Raw genomic sequence first — 15,487 nt, 5'->3', positions numbered from 1 at the left:
GGCCGCCGCGGCGCCGGCGCGGTCAGGCTCCCGCGGCCGGGACCGTCTCGAGCGACACCTCGTCGCGCGGGAGGTTCCCGGCGTCCGCGGCGGTGGACCGGCGCAGCGCGCCGTGCAGACCGGCGGGCGTCAGGACACCCAGATGACGCTCTTCGTCGCGGACCGCGACCCATCCGGCGTCGTGCTGCAGCATCGCGCTGAGCGCGTCCTTGAGCGGAGCGCCGAGCGGCAGCCAGGCGTCCATCCGCCGGGCGTGCTCACGGACGGTGCCCCGGGGAGCGGTCTTGTCGAGGCCGCGGCCCGTCGGCGGGCCGCCCGCCGCGCCCGTGAGCGCCGCGGCCGCCACCCAGCCGTACGGTGATCCGTCGGCCTCCAGGACGACCGCCCAGGGCGCACCCTCGGAGGCAAGCCGCTCGGCGGCGCGGGCCGCGGGGTCGTCGAGGCGGAGGACCGGCGGCTGTTCGAGATCACCGGCGTCGACGGGCGTGACCGAGAGCCGCTTCAGGCCCCGGTCCGCGCCGACGAACCGGGCGGCGTACGGGGTCGCCGGCGCGCCCAGCACCGTCGCGGGGGTGTCGAACTGCTCGATGCGCCCGGCGCCGTAGACCGCGATCCGGTCGCCGAGCCGGACCGCCTCCTCGATGTCGTGGGTGACGAACAGGACCGTCTTGCGGAGCGTGGACTGCAGCCGCAGGAACTCGTTCTGGAGGTGCTCGCGGACGACCGGGTCGACGGCGCCGAAGGGCTCGTCCATCAGCAGCACGGGCGGGTCGGCGGCGAGCGCCCGGGCCACGCCGACGCGCTGGCGCTGGCCCCCGGAGAGCTGGTCGGGGTAGCGGTCGCCGTACGTCGACGGGTCCAGGCCGACCAGGTCGAGCAGTTCGGCGGCGCGGGCCCTGGCCTTGCCGCGCGGCCGGCCGAGCAGGTGCGGGACGGTGGCGGTGTTGTCCAGGACGGTCTTGTGGGGGAAGAGCCCGACCTGCTGGATGACGTAGCCGATGCGGCGCCGCAGCTGGACCGGGTCGATGGCGGATATGTCCTCGCCGTCGAGGTGGATGCGGCCGCTGGTCGGCTCGACGAGCCGGTTGACCATCTTCATCGTGGTGGTCTTGCCGCAGCCCGAGGGGCCGACGAGCGTGACGAGTTCCCCCTCGGCGACCTCGAAGGTGAGGTCGTCCACGGCTTTCGTACCGTCGGGGTAGCTCTTGGTGACGTGCTCGAAGCGGATCATGGTTCCCCCTTGTCGACGGCCCATTGTGGCCGGGGCCCTGTGAACGCGGTGTTGCGCGCGGATGGCGATGCAGCCGGTGAGCTGCGGGGCCGGGCCGATTGTCAGTGGTGGGGGTTAGGGTCGCAGACAGCCACCGCAAGGGTGTGCGACGGGGGCGGGGGAGGTGACGAGCCATGAGCGGCAGTGCCGCCGGGCCGAGCTGTCTGGTGACGAACGACTGGATCTGCGGTGAGTATCTGCGCACCCGCAGCCAGGAGTTGGTGGACGCGACGGTCCAGCACATCGGCATCACCGCCGTGTCCGTGGCGATCGGCCTGCTGATCGCCTTTCCGCTGGCGCTGCTCGCCCGGCACCGCCGGGGCGCGGCCGGGCCGGTCCTGGGGCTGACGACGGTGCTGTACACGGTCCCCTCGCTGGCGATGTTCGCGTTGCTGACACCGGTGTTCGGGGTCTCGGCGGCGGTGGTCGTCACGGGCCTGGTGCTGTATTCGCTGACGATCCTGGTGCGCAACATCCTCGCGGGTCTGCAGGCGGTGCCCGCCGAGGTGCGGGAGGCCGCCCGCGGGATGGGGTACGGCTCCGCACGGCTGCTGTTCGAGGTGGAACTCCCGCTGGCGCTGCCCGCGGTGGTGGCCGGCCTGCGGATCGCGACGGTCTCGACGGTGGCGATGACGACCGTCGGCTCCGTCGTCGGATACGGCGGCCTGGGGAATCTCATATCCAGCGGCATGGAGGGCTTCTTCAAGGCGGAGGTGCTGACGGCGTCGGTGCTGTGTGTGCTGCTGGCGCTGGCGGCCGATGTGCTGCTGATGGGCCTTCAGCGGCTGCTGACGCCCTGGACGCGGGCGCAGGCGCGGGCGAAGTCCCGTGCGCGGCGCGGCGCACGGATGGCGAAGGCGGTGGGCTGAGCATGGGGGCGATCGCGGATGCCTGGCAGTGGCTGACGACGGCGGCCAACTGGGCGGGGGAGAAGGGGGTGTGGCATCGGCTGGCCGAGCATGTCTGGCTCAGCGGGCTGTGCCTGCTCCTCGCCTGCCTGACAGCGCTGCCGGTGGCGCTGTATCTGGGGCACATCGGCAAGGGCGGGGCCCTGGCGGTCAACCTCTCCAACGTGGGGCGCGCGGTCCCGACGTTCGCGGTGCTGGTACTGCTGACGCTCAGTCCGCTGGGGCGGCACGGGGACTGGCCGACGATCATCGCGCTGGTGCTGTTCGCCGTGCCGCCGCTGCTGACCAACGCCTATCTGGGCATGCGGGAGGCGGACCGTGATGTGGTCGAGGCGGCGCGCGGGATGGGGATGTCGGGGCCGCAGCTGCTGGTGCGGGTCGAGATACCGCTCGCCTATCCGCTGATCATGACCGGCCTGCGGTCCGCCACGGTCCAGGTGGTGGCGACCGCGACGCTGGCCGCGCTCGCCGGCGGCGGGGGCCTGGGCCGGATCATCACCGCCGGTTTCGGCAACTACGACACCGCCCAGGTCGTCGCGGGCGCCGTGCTGGTGGCCGTGCTCGCCCTGGCCGTGGAGGGCGTACTCGTCCTCGCGGAGCGGCTCCTGGACCCGATGCGGGGCCGGCGCCGCGCCGCGCGGACGGCATCGCGTACGCCCAGGGGCGCGGGCGAGGGGCGCAGCCACGGCACACCGGCATCGGCGTCCGCCCCGTAGGGACCGGAGCCGACCGACGTTCCCGACCACCTCGACGGGTCCGGCCGCGACCTGGCCGACCCGACCACGACGTGACCCGACCACGACCGACCCGACCACGACCGACCCGACCACGACCCGACCCGACCACGAACCGACCGGACGACGACCCGACCGCCCCGATCACAACTTGACCGACCCGAACCCGAACCCGACCTGGCCACGACCCGAACCCGGCCCGGCCGGACCCGAGCTGATCCGAACGGACTGAATGGTGGCATCCATGAGCAGCAAGTCGCGCGCGGCCCGGACCGCGCTTGTCGCGGGCACCGTCGTCGCGCTGGCGGCCGGACTGGCCGCGTGCGGTGGCCAGAGCCTGGAGGAGAAGGGCGGCGGCGACGGCAAGGGAGGCAAGGGCGAGCTCGTCATCGGCTCGGCCGGTTTCACCGAGTCCAAGGTGCTCGCCGAGATATATTCCAAGGTCCTCGCCGACGCCGGATACCGCACCCGGGTGCAGACGCTCGCCAATCGCGAGCTGTATGAACCGGCCCTGGAGAAGGGCCAGATCGATGTGGTTCCGGAATACGCCTCCACCCTCGCCGAATTCCTCAACGCGAAGAAGAACGGCAGCAAGGCGAAGCCCGTCGCCTCCAGTGACGTCGACAAGACGGTGGCGGCGCTGAAGAAGCTCGCCGGGCCGCGCGGACTCAAGGTCCTGCCCGCGGGCGGGGCGACGGATCAGAACGCGTTCGCGGTCACCAAGGAATTCGCCGCCGAGCACAAGCTGAAGACCCTCTCCGACCTCGGCAAATCGAAGCAGAAGAGCAAACTCGCGGCGGGCGAGGAGTGCGAGACCCGGGTGTTCTGCAAGCCCGGCCTGGAGCGGACGTACGGCATCGACGTCACGGGCCTGGACCCCAAGGGAGTCGGGACCCCGCAGGCCAAGCAGGCGGTCAAGGACGGCACCGACCAACTGGTGCTCACCACGACCACGGACGCCACGCTCGACAACTTCGGCCTGGTGCTTCTCAAGGACGACAAGAAGCTCCAGAACGCCGACAATGTGCTGCCGGTGGTGAATGCCAAGAGCGCAGGTGACAAGGAGATCGAGGCCGCCCTCGGGAAGCTCACGAACGCGCTGACGACCGAAGATCTGATCGACCTGAACCGCAAGGTGGATGCCGAGCGGCTCAAGCCCGCGGATGTCGCGCAGGCGTTTTTGGAGTCCAAGGGGCTGGCCAAGAAGTAACCAGCGGGAAACGGATTGGCGGGCGGGGCCCCATAGGTCCCGCACGCACGGTAAGTTTCTGGCCATGCCACGAGGACGCCACCGCCATTCACCACCCCTCCACCGGCTGCTTCCTCCCTCGACGGTCGCCGGTGCGTCAATCGCCTGCGCCGCGGGCGCGTGGTTTGTCGGCGACGATCTGGTGCAACGGGTGCTCGCCGCGGGCGCGGCGGCCGCCGCACTGACCGGCGCCGTCCTGCTGCGGAGCTGGGACCGCAAGGCCGGCCGACGGGTCGCCGAACTCACCCGCGCCCGGGTGCGCGACGAGTGGCGCACCGAGGAGCGGATAGCCGAGCTGGAAACGGACGTCGAGGAGTCCCGCGAGCTCCGTGCGGCCCTGGACACCAAACTGCGCGCCAAGCGTGCCGAATTGGCCCGGCTGCGCAGCGAGCACGCCGAGCTGCTGCGCCGCTACGCCACCGCCGAGACCGAGCGGGCCAGCGCCCTGGAGGGCCGCCGGCTGCTCGCCATAGAGGCCGCCGCCCCGACCAGAGCGCTGCCGGCCGCCGCCGGCCCCGTCCCGGCCCAGCGCGAGCGCGCCACGGCCCCGGGCCGCCCGGCCGCGGACCGCCAGGGCCCGACCCCCGCCCTGTACGCGCGGGCCGACCGGGCTCTGGGTCAACTGGCCCGTAACGCGGCCAGGCAGCGCGCCGCCCAAAGCGGTCCCACCGCTCCGAGCGCCCCGAGCGCCCAGGACGGTGAGAACGGCCGGGGGAACAGCCGGGCGGCCGCCGCCGAGCGCACGGGCGAGGCACGCCACGCCCGTACGGCCCCCGCCGCCGGACCCGCGCTCCGCCCCGTCCCGGCCACCGCCACCGCCGTCGCCCCGCAGCGGCCCACCGCCTCGCGCGAACTGGGCGGCTTCGACTTCTTCGGCAACGCGGCCGCCGCCGGCCCCCGGGAGCTTCCCGCGCCGCTGGAGGACGATCTGGCGGACGTCGTCGGCGACGAGGCGCTCGCGGAGCAGTCGGCCCGTGCGAAGGCCCGTGTGGCGCCTGCAGAGGCGCGCAAGGAGGCTCGTGCGGAGCTGACCGCGGGGAGCGCCGGGAAGGACGGCGAGGAGGCCGCCGAACCGGTCGCGGACGGCGAGACCACCACCGGCGCGGGCGAGGTCATCGACCTCACCGCGCACGACGAGACCGAACAGCTCGACCTCGGCGCGCTGCGCACCGCCATTTCCTGACCACCTCGGTCGGCACATCCGGCAGATCGGCCCCGGAGCCCTCACAGGCTCCGGGGCCGAACGCTTTCGGGTGACCTCGGCAGCCGTCCACAGGGTGTGGACGAGGCGGGCGAGCGCCCGGCGGGGGAGACGACTCCGGGCGCGGCGCCCGCCGCCTACTGCTGCCGCGCCTACTTGTCGATGTCGCCCACGACGAAGAAGAGCGACCCGAGAATCGCCACCATGTCGGCGACCAGCGTCCCCGGCAGCAGCTCCACCAGCGCCTGGATGTTGTTGAACGACGCCGAGCGCAGCTTGAGGCGGTAGGGGGTCTTGTCGCCCTTGGAGACGAGGTAGTAGCCGTTGATCCCCAGGGGGTTCTCGGTCCAGGCGTACGTCGTGCCCTCGGGCGCCTTCAGGACCTTGGGGAGCCGCTGGTTGATCGGCCCCGCCGGCAGCTCGGCGATCCGGTCCAGGCAGGCATCGGCGAGATCGAGCGCGTTGTGGCTCTGCTCCAGCAGGCACTCGAAGCGCGCCAGGCAGTCGCCCTCCTGCCGGGTGACGACCTTGAGCGTGGACTGCAGCTCCCCGTACGCCAGGTACGGCTCGTCGCGCCGCAGGTCGAAGTCGACACCGGAGGCGCGGGCGATCGGCCCGGAGACGCCGTACGCGTGCACCGTCTCGGGCGCGAGCACGCCGATGCCCCGCGTACGGCCGCGGAAGATCTCGTTGCCCAGGACCAGGTTGTCGAAGACGTCCATCCGGGAGCGCACATCGGCGACGGCGTGCCGGGCCCGGCCGAGCCAGCCGGCCGGCAGGTCCTCCTTGAGGCCGCCGACCCGGTTGAACATGTAGTGCATCCGGCCGCCGGAGATCTCCTCCATGACGGTCTGGAGCTCCTCGCGCTCACGGAACGCGTGGAAGACGGGGGTGATACCGCCCAGCTCCAGGGGGTAGGAGCCGAGGAACATCAGATGGTTCAGCACGCGGTTCAGCTCGGCCAACAGCGTCCGCACCCACACCGCGCGCTCGGGCACCTCCATGCCCAGCATCCGCTCGACGGCCATCACCACGCCCAGCTCGTTGGAGAACGCCGACAGCCAGTCGTGCCGGTTGGCGAGCATGATGATCTGGCGGTAGTCGCGTGCCTCGAAGAGCTTCTCCGCGCCGCGGTGCATATAGCCGATCACCGGCTCGGCGTGCTGGATCCGCTCGCCGTCCAGGACGAGGCGAAGCCGCAGCACACCGTGCGTCGAGGGATGCTGCGGGCCGATGTTCAGCACCATGTCGGTGCTCTCCGCCGCGCCGCCGATGCCGACCGTCGTCTCCGTCATGGGAACAGTCTCGCAGCACCCGGTCCACGCCTCTCAGGTGTCCCACCCCTTGAGCCGCTCAGACGTCCCGCCCCGTGAGCAGTCCCGCACACTCCCCGCCCACCGGTTCCAGCAGCCAGCCGAAGCCGCCCAGGCCCGCCGGGTCGGTCAGCTCCGCCGCCGCACCCGCCGCGCTCAGCGCCCGCAGGTAGGCGCCCGGGTCCGTGCCGGCCAGGGCGAGCGGCGGGCGCCGGCCGTCCACCCCCAGGGCACGCAGCGCCTCGCGCTGGGTCAGCCGCTCCGCCGACGGGCCGGCGCAGGCGTCCAGCGCGACATGGGCGGTGATGTCGCAGCCGCCGTCCGGCACGGGGTGCACCTCGCGGCCGTCGCGGAAGCCGGTGAGGGTGCCGAAGAGCGGGCGGTCGCCCCGTTCGTGGGCGTAGTCGGCGGCGACGGCGAGCCCGGCGCGCAGCGAGCGGACCGCCCGCGCCCAGGCCTGGTCCCGGGGACGGCCGATTTCGGCCCGTAGCCCGGGGGAGGGGGCGTCGGCCGTGGCCTCCTCGGAGGCGCTCAGCGGAGGCGCCCACCACCGGCGGAGCCACTCCGCGTCCGCCCCGTCGACCGGCTCGCCCAGCCGCTCGGTGCCGTCGGCACGGACCAGGACCCGGCGCGGCACGCCGTCCGCATCCGTCTCGACGACGTCGACCGGCACGTTGTCGAGCCATTCGTTCGCGAACAGCAGCCCGGTGACCGAGCCGGGGGCGGGCAGCTCGGCCAGCCAGCCGATCCGCCGGTCCAGGCCCTCGGGCCGGGCGGCGCGCTCCACGGCGTACGGACGCAGCCGTGCGGCGACCTCGTCGGGCAGCGCGGCCAGCACCCCGGTCAGCAGCTCGCCGCGCCCGGCGCCGACGTCGATCAGCGCCAGCTCGTCCGGGTGGCCGAGGGCGGCGTCGACGCGGCACAGGAGCGTGGCGACCGCACCGGCGTAGAGGGGTGAGGCATGGACGGAGGTACGGAAGTGACCGGCCGGACCGGGGCCGCCGGGCCGGGTGTAGAAGCCGTCGTCCGCCCCGTACAGCGCCCGCTCCGTCGCATCCCGCCAGCCGCACCACTCGTTCGTCACCTGCCCCACGGTACGGGCGGGCGCGGGCCCCGGCCGACGGGGAGACCCCAGGGACCGCGGATCGGCTCCCGGGGCGACGGCGGGCATCGGCTCGCGGGGCGACGACGGGGAACGGCCCAGGCGGAGAAGCGGATCGGCGCACGCGGAGATCGCGCGGAGATGTGGAGATCATCCTCCGGTCCACCACATTCGGCGCAGAGAGTCTCCACCTTGCGGAGTAGGCCGGTCGCACAGGATCGCTCCTCCGGTTGACCCGTACACCTATCCGGCCTGCCTACGCTGGGTTACGTGCAGCGCCTCTACGACTTCCTCCGCAGGCACCCGACGGGGGTGGACACCTTCTGGGCCGTCCTCCTCCTCGGGTTTTCCGGCCTGTGGATCGTGTCCGACCTCGGGGGCGCCCGGCAGGTCCTGGTCACGATCTTCACGCTCGGCCTCTGTCTCGTCATCGCGCTGCGCCGCAAGGTGCCCGTGGCGATGCTGCTGCTGACGGCCGCCGTCGGCGTCGGCCAGCTGATCTTCCGGATCACACCCATCCCCGCCGACCTGGCGATGTTCGTGATCGCCTACACGGTCGCCTCCGGCCCCACCATCCCCCGCTGGGCCTCCCGCTGTGCCCTCGCCGGCGCCCTCGTCGGCCCCTCCCTTTCCACCTGGCGTCTGTCGACGGGGTACCCCGGCCAGCCGGTGTGGGAGATGGCGTTCTTCACCACACTGCTCACCGTGCCCTTCGTACTGGCCTGGGTGCTCGGCGACTCCATGCGCACCCGCCGCGCCTACTGGGCACAGCTGGAGGAGAAGGCCGCCCGCCTCGAGAAGGAGCGCGAGGCGCAGTCCCGCATCGCCGTCGCCGCCGAACGCGCCCGGATCGCCCGCGAGCTGCACGACGTCGTCGCCCACAACGTCTCGGTGATGGTCGTCCAGGCCGACGGCGCCGCCTACGTCCTGGACACCGCCCCCGAACAGACCCGCCAGGCCCTGGAGACGATCTCCGGCACCGGGCGGCAGGCACTGGCCGAGATGCGCCGCCTGCTGGGCGTACTGCGCACCGGCGAACAGCCCGAGAGCGGCGAGTACGTCCCCCAGCCGGGCGTCGAGCAGCTGAGTGAACTCATCGACCAGGTGCGCGGCGCCGGACTCCCGGTCGACTTCCGGGTGGAGGGCGAAGCCCGCCCGCTGCCCAGCAGCGTCGAACTGACCGCGTACCGCATCGTCCAGGAAGCGCTCACCAACACCCGCAAGCACGGCGGCCCCGATGTCGGTTCCACCGTCCGCCTGGCCTACAAGGACGACGAACTCGACCTGCTCGTCGAGGACGACGGACGCGGCGCCCAGCACGAGCTCTACGAAGAGGGCGGGGCGGACGGCCTCGGGCACGGCCTGATCGGCATGCGCGAACGGGTCGGCATGGTCGGCGGCAGCCTGACCGCGGGCCCGCGGCCGGGCGGCGGCTTCCGCGTCACCGCCGTACTGCCGCTCAAACCGGAGCGGTGAGCCGCGTCGGCCGGCCCGCCACAGCCCGCCACGGTCCGCACCGCCGACGCGCCCGCCCCGCCCACCGCCTCGACCCCGTACGCTCGGCCGCCCCACTCTCATGTCTGAAGGGATCCCCACGCCATGACCATCCGCGTGATGCTCGTCGACGACCAGGTGCTGCTGCGCACCGGCTTCCGGATGGTGCTGGCCGCGCAACCCGACATGGAGGTCGTCGCCGAGGCGGGTAACGGCGTGGAGGCTCTGGAGGTGCTGCGCTCCACCAAGGTCGACGTGATCCTCATGGACGTCCGCATGCCGCATCTGGACGGGGTGGAGGCCACCCGCCGGATCTGCGAGGGCGGGCAGAAGGAGGGCGCCCCGAAGGTGCTCATCCTGACCACCTTCGACCTGGACGAATACGCCTTCTCCGCGCTGAAGGCCGGCGCCAGCGGCTTCATGCTCAAGGACGTGCCGCCCAACGAACTGCTCGCCGCCATCCGGGCGGTGGAGAGCGGTGACGCGGTCGTCGCGCCGTCCACCACCCGCCGGCTCCTCGACCGCTTCACGCCGATGCTGCCCGCCACCGCCGCCGAGCCGTCCCGGCCCGAGCTGGAGCGGCTGACCGAACGCGAGCGGGAGGTGCTGCTGCTGGTCGCCCAGGGCCTGTCGAACGGTGAGATCGCGGCCCGGCTGGTGCTGTCGGAGGCCACCGTCAAGACCCATGTCGGCCGGATCCTCACCAAGCTGAGCCTGCGCGACCGGGTCCAGGCAGTGGTCCTCGCATACGAGACGGGGCTGGTACGGGCGGGCGGGTCAGGCGGAGCGGGCGCGTAGCGGAGCGGGCTCCCTCAACGCAGCACGCCTTCAAGGAAGTCGCTGCCCAGCCGGGCCACCACCTGGAGGTCCAGCTGGTGCAGCACATAGCGCCCACGGCGCCGCGTCTGGATCAGCCCGGCCTTCTTCAGCATCGCGACATGCCGTGACACCTCCGGCGGGGTGATGCCGTACGCGTTCGCCAGCTCCCCCGTCGTGTGCGGCCCCCGCGACAGCGTGCGGCACAGCTGCATCCGCATCGGGTGCGCCAGCGCCTCCAGCCGCTGCTGTACGAGTTCCAGCGCGGCCGGCGCCGGCAACTCCGGGCTGGCGACCGGGTACTGGATCACCGGACGCCACCCCGGCGCATGGCTGAACACCAGATGCGGCCAGCCGAACGACGTCGGCAGGAACGTGACGCCGGGGTCCGCGGGGCTCGCATACGCCGTCGTACGGCCGCTGGCCAGCTTGTCGATCATGATGCGTACGCCGCCGCTGCCGTCCTGCGCCTCCTCCAGCGACAGCGCCGCCGACGTCGCGGGCAGCGTCTCGGCCAGGCCCTTGCGGCGCAGCAGCTCGGTCTTGTGCCGGGCGTCCGCGGCCAGTTGGATGCCCACCCGCCGCCAGATGTCCCCGAAGAACGCCTCCTCGCAGTCCTCGAACAGTCGGCGCAGCCACACCCGCAGGCCGTCGGGATCGGTCAGCATCCGGTCGGTGAAGGCCGCCTGCCGGGGTCCCCGCGCGGCGGCCATCTCCCGTACGCGCGCCCGCTCGTCCGCGTCGACGAGGGGCGACGGGGTGGGGCGGGTGTACTTCGCCGAGCAGGAGATCTCGAACGCGGCGGCCACGAACCGCTCATCGTCGATCCTGTCCAGCTCGTCCAGCTCCTCGGCCAGCGTCGCCCCGGGACGGGCCGGCAGCAGGATGTCGGAGCGGGAGGAGCGCCACAGGAAATCCGCCTCGCACAGCCGGTCGGCGAGGTCGGTCTTCAGCGCCGCGTTGGTGGCGGTGACCCAGCCGTGCAGCCCGGGGTGGTGCCCCGGCTCCGACAGCGCGTGCAGCGCGGCGCTCAGCTCCGCCAGGGGCGAGGGGGAGAAGACGATGCGCTCAGCCGGCAGCCCGGTGATGTCGATGACGTTGGCCATGAACCCATCATGCGCGAGCCCGCGACCTGCGCGGTCGTCGATTGACGGCTCCCGTCAATCGACGCGCCCCGGCCGGCCCGAGCGCCCCACAGTGGGAGCCATGGACGCCATGCAGCAGCACCTCCTCGACACCTACCGCGCCGCCCAGCGAGCCGAAGCCACCCCACCCGCCCCGGGCCTCCACACCGTCCGCACCGCCCACGAGATCCGCCAGTGGCGACGCTTCCAGGCCGTGGTCTTCGGGGCGGAGGGGCGGGGGCTGGACCTGCTCCGGCGGGCCGTACGCGCAGCCGTCCCGGGCTTCTCCCGCCCCCGCCCCGCGACCCACCCACGCGCCTCCGCCCCGGCCGAGAACCGCTCCCCGGAGTCGACCACTCGGGACGGCAACGACCTGCTCCGCGCCTAGGCCCGGCCCGATGGGCCAGGGCCGGACAGGCCCCAGCGCTCCGCCCCCCCAGCCTCAGCGCTCCGGTACCGGAGCGGCCCGCTCCATGGCGTCCGCGCGACGCGCAATGGGGCTGCCATCCGTCGAGAGCAGGTAACACGGCTTTCCGTCTGGGCTTGACCAAGGCGGCAGACGTGGACGTGGGTGTTGCGACACTTCAACTCCAGTTCCCTAGAGAAGTTGACTGCTACCCGATGAATCGGTTCGAGTGCGCAGCGTCAACATCTTCTCTGGAGATGTGAATGCCCCTCGCGACGATGCCGTCATCACGCGACTCGAACACATCTCCAGGTTGTCTGGAGAACGCCAGGAGGGAAGCGCCGCCATGGTTGGCCAGGACAAGCAGTCGCCCAAGTACCAGCGGATCGCCGAGGCCTTGAAGCAGGCCATCGCCTCAGGCGCATACCAGCCGGGCGATCGCCTGCCCGGAGAGAACGACCTGATGGCCGAGCACGGCGTCGCGCGGATGACGGCACGTCAGGCGCTGGGAGTGCTGCGTTCCGAGGGGCTGGCCGAGTCCCGTAAGGGGGCTGGAGTGTTCGTGCGGAGTTTCCGGCCGATCCGGCGGCGCGGGATTCCTCGTCTGGCACAGGAGCACTGGGGCGCCGGGCAATCCGTCTGGTCGGCCGATGTGCCCGATCGGGACCTGGTGGTGGACGAGGCCACCATCGGCGAAGAGCGGGCGGGCGACTCCGTTGCGGCACGACTCGACATCGCGCCGGGTGCGGCTGTCTGTGTGCGCAGCCGCCGCTTCGTGCTCGACGGGAAACCCGTGCTGCTCTCCACGTCCTTCCTCCCGGCCGATCTGGTGGCAGGGTCGGCGATCACCCAACCCGATAGCGGGCCCGGCGGGATCTACGCCCGGCTCGCGGAACTGGGTGCGGGACCGGCCCGCTTCCGGGAGGAGGTGCGGGTCCGCATGCCCTCGACAGACGAGGCCGAGCGGTTGCGGCTGCCCTCCGGTACGCCCGTGATCCTCATCAGTCGTACGGCGGTGACCGCGGAGGGGCGCGCGGTCGAGGTCAACGAGATGACGCTCGACTCGTCGGCCTATGTGCTGGAGTACGACTTCGACGCCTGAGCCGGTCCCTCCGCCGAGTGCGCAGCCGGGGGCGACGGCGGCCACGGTGTCTGGACGCGCGAGGCGACGCGTGCTCCGGATGCCGGGCGGACCTCGGTATTCGCCCCGGTCGTGCCCGTGGCGAAGTTCGCGCCCGGCCCGCCCGGTCCGCCCGGTCCGCCCGGTCCCGCCCGGCCCGCGCCCGTGCGGCCCGGCCCGGACCGTGGCTAGGAGGCCGTGCCCGTCACCTTCCTCACAAAGCCCACGAACTCCGCCACCGCCCTCTGCACGTCCGCGGCAGTCCACTCCATGGCGGAGGCGGCGACCGTCATCTCGGTCATGGCCACACGGGGCGGCCCGGCCAGATCCGGCTCGAACCATTTGCGGAACAGCGTCGTCCTGGTCTCCTCCGCCTGCCGGACCACGGCCTCGTTCAGCACCCCGGGCGGATACGGCAGCCACAGCTGGAACTCGTGGGTGTGCGGGACCTGTGGGTGCACCCTGAACCACGGCACACCCGCCTCGGTCAGACCGTCGTGCAGCGCCCGCGCCACGACCTCGGCGTGCGCCACGTACCCGGGCAGCCGTGGCAGCTCGCCGTCCAGGCCGGCCAGCGCGGCCAGTGCGGCCGGCCACTGCTGGAACAGCTGGCCGCCGTACCGGTGCCGCCAGGCGCGCGCCTCCGCCACGAAGTCCTCGCTGCCGGCGAGCGCGGCGCCCGATATGCCGCCGAGCGACTTGTAGTACGAGACGTACACGCTGTCCGCGAGGGCCGCTATCTCCGGGAGGGGGCGGCCGAAGTGTGGGACGCACTCCCACAGTCGCGCGCCGTCGAAGTGCACCACCGCATCGCGGTCCCTGGCCGCCGCCACCACAGCGGTCAGCTCCTCCCAGGTGGGCAGCACGAACCCGGCGTCCCGCAGCGGGAGTTCGAGCGCGAGGGTGCCGAACGGCTCTTGGAGGTCGTATATCTCGGCGGCGGTCGGCAGCCGGGGAGCGCCGGTCGGATGCACCATGCGCAGCCCGCTGACCACCGCATAGGCATCGCGTTCATGGACCTCCAGATGGGAGCGGGGGTGACCGGCGACCGTCGCGTTGCCCGTACGCCCCGCCCAGCAGCGCAGCGCCACCTGCTGGGCCATCGTGCCGGTCGGGAAGAAGGCGGCGGCCTCGGTGCCGAGGATTTCGGCCGTCCGGCGCTCCAGCTCGCCGACTATGCCGTCGCCGTTGCCGTAGACATCGGTCCAGTCGTCCAGGTCGTATGCGGCGGGAGCGTCGGCCACCAGGCGCTTCAGCCGCTCGCGGACGGTCTCGACGGGTGCGCCGCCCGGCAGTATCCGCTCCGAGCCGCGGAACGCCGCGAGCATCCGCTCCCGGTCGACCGGTGCGGCGCCGGCGCCTCGCGCGGACCCGTCCGGAGCGCCGTCCCCTGCTTGCGTCATGTGCTTCATCCATCCCCCTTGCCGTGCGCTGTCCGCCGCCCGCCTGCCCTTTTCCCGCGCCTTCCGCGCGCCGATGCACCGATCATGACCCAGCCCGTCACGGCCCCGCGACCCCTGTGGATAACTCTCGCGAGAGACCCCCGTCTCACCCTCCGTACAGCACGGAAGCACGCCGGAAGCACTCGCGTAGCATGGCGAGGAATCGTCCGGTACCCCCCGCGGACTGGAACGGAAGGCCATCGCCGCGTGAACGCAACCACCCCCATCGAGGCCCAGGACCGCCCCGCCCGGCTGACCGTCGGAGTCGTCGGCGCAGGCCGTGTCGGGCCCGCCCTCGCCGCGTCGCTGCAGCTCGCAGGGCATCGCCCGGTCGCCGTGTCGGGAGTCTCCGACGCCTCCGTACGACGCGCCGCCGAGCTGCTGCCCGACGTCCCGCTGGTCACCCCGGCCGAGGTGCTCGCCCGCGCCGACCTCGTCCTGCTGACCGTTCCCGACGATGCCCTCGCGGGCCTGGTGAGCGGCCTTGCGGAGACCGGCGCCGTACGGCCGGGCCAGCTGCTGGTGCACACCTCGGGGCGCTACGGGACAGCGGTGCTGGACCCGGCCACCCGGGCCGGTGCGCTGCCGCTCGCCCTGCACCCGGCCATGACGTTCACCGGCACCTCCGTGGACATCCAGCGGCTGGCCGGCTGCTCGTTCGGCGTGACCGCCCCCGACGAGCTGCGGATGGCCGCCGAGGCGCTGGTCATCGAGATGGGCGGAGAACCCGAGTGGATCGCGGAATCCTCCCGTCCGCTCTACCACGCGGCCCTCGCGATCGGCGCGAACCACCTGGTCACGCTCGTGGCCCAGTCGATGGAGCTGCTGCGCGACGCGGGCGTGCAGGCCCCGGACCGGATGCTCGGCCCGCTGCTCGGCGCGGCGCTGGACAACGCGCTGCGCTCCGGTGACGCCGCGCTGACCGGACCGGTCGCGCGTGGTGACGCCGGCACCGTGGCCGCCCATGTCGCCGAGCTGCGCCGGCACGCGCCGCAGAGCGTCGCGGGCTATCTCGCCATGGCCCGTACGACCGCGGACCGGGCGCTCGCCCACGGCCTGCTGAAGCCGGAACTGGCCGAGGACCTCCTCGACGTGCTCGCGGACGCCGGCGACGGCCCCGGCCCCGCCTCCGGCGCGGCCGCCCCCCGCCCGGCCGACCCGGGCTCCGATGCCCCCGGTACCGGCGACCCGGACCCCGGCGCCTCCGGGCCGGGCCCCGACACCCCCGGCACCCCGGAACAAGGCCCCGACACCCCCGACCACGGCCCTGAAGGAGGCGACCGGTGACCTCCTCGTCCGCGAGCCCGA

14 protein-coding genes are annotated in these 15,487 nt (G+C 72.9%); 9 read left to right on the top strand and 5 right to left on the bottom strand.

Features of this window, described 5'->3' with window-relative positions:
* Positions 1–22: 22 nt before the first annotated feature.
* Positions 23–1,231, bottom strand: coding sequence for an ABC transporter ATP-binding protein (locus tag AC0680_RS05690; RefSeq protein WP_478625226.1), 1,209 nt, complete (start codon positions 1,229–1,231; stop codon positions 23–25).
* Positions 1,232–1,404: 173 nt separating this feature from the next.
* Here AC0680_RS05690 and AC0680_RS05685 point away from each other — a divergent pair, with 173 nt between their 5' ends.
* From AC0680_RS05685 to AC0680_RS05670, 4 genes are all read left to right on the top strand, one after another.
* A complete protein-coding gene (locus AC0680_RS05685) occupies positions 1,405–2,139 on the top strand; it encodes an ABC transporter permease (RefSeq protein ID WP_478625224.1) in 735 nt (244 codons plus the stop codon).
* A 2-nt stretch (positions 2,140–2,141) separates the two neighbouring features.
* The gene (locus tag AC0680_RS05680) at positions 2,142–2,894 is read left to right on the top strand and encodes an ABC transporter permease (protein WP_478625222.1); all 753 of its coding nucleotides are present in this window, start codon (positions 2,142–2,144) and stop codon (positions 2,892–2,894) included.
* Positions 2,895–3,156: 262 nt separating this feature from the next.
* Positions 3,157–4,122: an ABC transporter substrate-binding protein gene (locus AC0680_RS05675; RefSeq protein ID WP_478625220.1), complete on the top strand. Its 966-nt coding sequence runs from the start codon at positions 3,157–3,159 to the stop codon at positions 4,120–4,122.
* 64 nt (positions 4,123–4,186) lie between these two features.
* Positions 4,187–5,344: a hypothetical protein gene (locus AC0680_RS05670; protein WP_478625218.1), complete on the top strand. Its 1,158-nt coding sequence runs from the start codon at positions 4,187–4,189 to the stop codon at positions 5,342–5,344.
* Positions 5,345–5,514: 170 nt separating this feature from the next.
* Here the strand turns inward: AC0680_RS05670 and AC0680_RS05665 are convergent, their stop codons facing one another.
* Positions 5,515–6,657: an NADH-quinone oxidoreductase subunit D gene (locus AC0680_RS05665; RefSeq protein ID WP_468983986.1), complete on the bottom strand. Its 1,143-nt coding sequence runs from the start codon at positions 6,655–6,657 to the stop codon at positions 5,515–5,517.
* Between the two features lie 58 nt (positions 6,658–6,715).
* The gene (locus AC0680_RS05660; RefSeq protein WP_478625215.1) at positions 6,716–7,759 is read right to left on the bottom strand and encodes an SAM-dependent methyltransferase; all 1,044 of its coding nucleotides are present in this window, start codon (positions 7,757–7,759) and stop codon (positions 6,716–6,718) included.
* A gap of 288 nt (positions 7,760–8,047) precedes the next feature.
* On the opposite strand from AC0680_RS05660, the gene AC0680_RS05655 reads away from it, so the two are divergent.
* Together AC0680_RS05655 and AC0680_RS05650 are read left to right on the top strand one after the other, a co-directional pair.
* Positions 8,048–9,253, top strand: coding sequence for a sensor histidine kinase (locus AC0680_RS05655; protein WP_478625212.1), 1,206 nt, complete (start codon positions 8,048–8,050; stop codon positions 9,251–9,253).
* A gap of 123 nt (positions 9,254–9,376) precedes the next feature.
* Positions 9,377–10,069: a response regulator gene (locus tag AC0680_RS05650; RefSeq protein ID WP_468983993.1), complete on the top strand. Its 693-nt coding sequence runs from the start codon at positions 9,377–9,379 to the stop codon at positions 10,067–10,069.
* 14 nt (positions 10,070–10,083) lie between these two features.
* On the opposite strand, the gene AC0680_RS05645 is transcribed toward AC0680_RS05650, so the two are convergent.
* Positions 10,084–11,193 carry a DUF5937 family protein gene (locus AC0680_RS05645; protein ID WP_478625209.1) on the bottom strand — a complete coding sequence of 370 codons (1,110 nt, stop codon included), beginning with the start codon at positions 11,191–11,193 and terminating at the stop codon, positions 10,084–10,086.
* A 100-nt stretch (positions 11,194–11,293) separates the two neighbouring features.
* Between AC0680_RS05645 and AC0680_RS05640 the strand changes: the two genes are divergently transcribed.
* Together AC0680_RS05640 and AC0680_RS05635 are read left to right on the top strand one after the other, a co-directional pair.
* Complete coding sequence (locus AC0680_RS05640; RefSeq protein WP_478625207.1) at positions 11,294–11,599, top strand: hypothetical protein; 306 nt, start codon at positions 11,294–11,296, stop codon at positions 11,597–11,599.
* Positions 11,600–11,963: 364 nt separating this feature from the next.
* Positions 11,964–12,719, top strand: a complete 756-nt coding sequence (locus AC0680_RS05635; protein WP_478625715.1) for a GntR family transcriptional regulator — start codon at positions 11,964–11,966, stop codon at positions 12,717–12,719.
* Between the two features lie 206 nt (positions 12,720–12,925).
* Here the strand turns inward: AC0680_RS05635 and AC0680_RS05630 are convergent, their stop codons facing one another.
* Positions 12,926–14,140 (bottom strand): threonine aldolase family protein, encoded by a 1,215-nt coding sequence (locus tag AC0680_RS05630; RefSeq protein ID WP_478625205.1) that lies wholly within the window; start codon positions 14,138–14,140, stop codon positions 12,926–12,928.
* 246 nt (positions 14,141–14,386) lie between these two features.
* On the opposite strand from AC0680_RS05630, the gene AC0680_RS05625 reads away from it, so the two are divergent.
* Positions 14,387–15,466 (top strand): Rossmann-like and DUF2520 domain-containing protein, encoded by a 1,080-nt coding sequence (locus AC0680_RS05625; RefSeq protein WP_478625203.1) that lies wholly within the window; start codon positions 14,387–14,389, stop codon positions 15,464–15,466.
* Positions 15,467–15,487: the final 21 nt, after the last annotated feature.

The organism is Streptomyces sp. NPDC043738 (assembly GCF_056436545.1).
The sequence above is the reverse complement of the archived record's forward strand: the minus strand, read 5'-3'. Positions and strand labels throughout refer to the sequence as shown.

Coding starts and splice junctions, on each gene's coding strand:
- AC0680_RS05680 (WP_478625222.1), top strand. CDS start 2,142: ATGGGGGCGATCGCGGATGCCTGGCAGTGGCTGACGACGGCGGCCAAC.
- AC0680_RS05685 (WP_478625224.1), top strand. CDS start 1,405: ATGAGCGGCAGTGCCGCCGGGCCGAGCTGTCTGGTGACGAACGACTGG.
- AC0680_RS05645 (WP_478625209.1), bottom strand. CDS start 11,193: ATGGCCAACGTCATCGACATCACCGGGCTGCCGGCTGAGCGCATCGTC.
- AC0680_RS05675 (WP_478625220.1), top strand. CDS start 3,157: ATGAGCAGCAAGTCGCGCGCGGCCCGGACCGCGCTTGTCGCGGGCACC.
- AC0680_RS05650 (WP_468983993.1), top strand. CDS start 9,377: ATGACCATCCGCGTGATGCTCGTCGACGACCAGGTGCTGCTGCGCACC.
- AC0680_RS05635 (WP_478625715.1), top strand. CDS start 11,964: ATGGTTGGCCAGGACAAGCAGTCGCCCAAGTACCAGCGGATCGCCGAG.
- AC0680_RS05670 (WP_478625218.1), top strand. CDS start 4,187: ATGCCACGAGGACGCCACCGCCATTCACCACCCCTCCACCGGCTGCTT.
- AC0680_RS05640 (WP_478625207.1), top strand. CDS start 11,294: ATGGACGCCATGCAGCAGCACCTCCTCGACACCTACCGCGCCGCCCAG.
- AC0680_RS05665 (WP_468983986.1), bottom strand. CDS start 6,657: ATGACGGAGACGACGGTCGGCATCGGCGGCGCGGCGGAGAGCACCGAC.
- AC0680_RS05630 (WP_478625205.1), bottom strand. CDS start 14,140: ATGACGCAAGCAGGGGACGGCGCTCCGGACGGGTCCGCGCGAGGCGCC.
- AC0680_RS05690 (WP_478625226.1), bottom strand. CDS start 1,231: ATGATCCGCTTCGAGCACGTCACCAAGAGCTACCCCGACGGTACGAAA.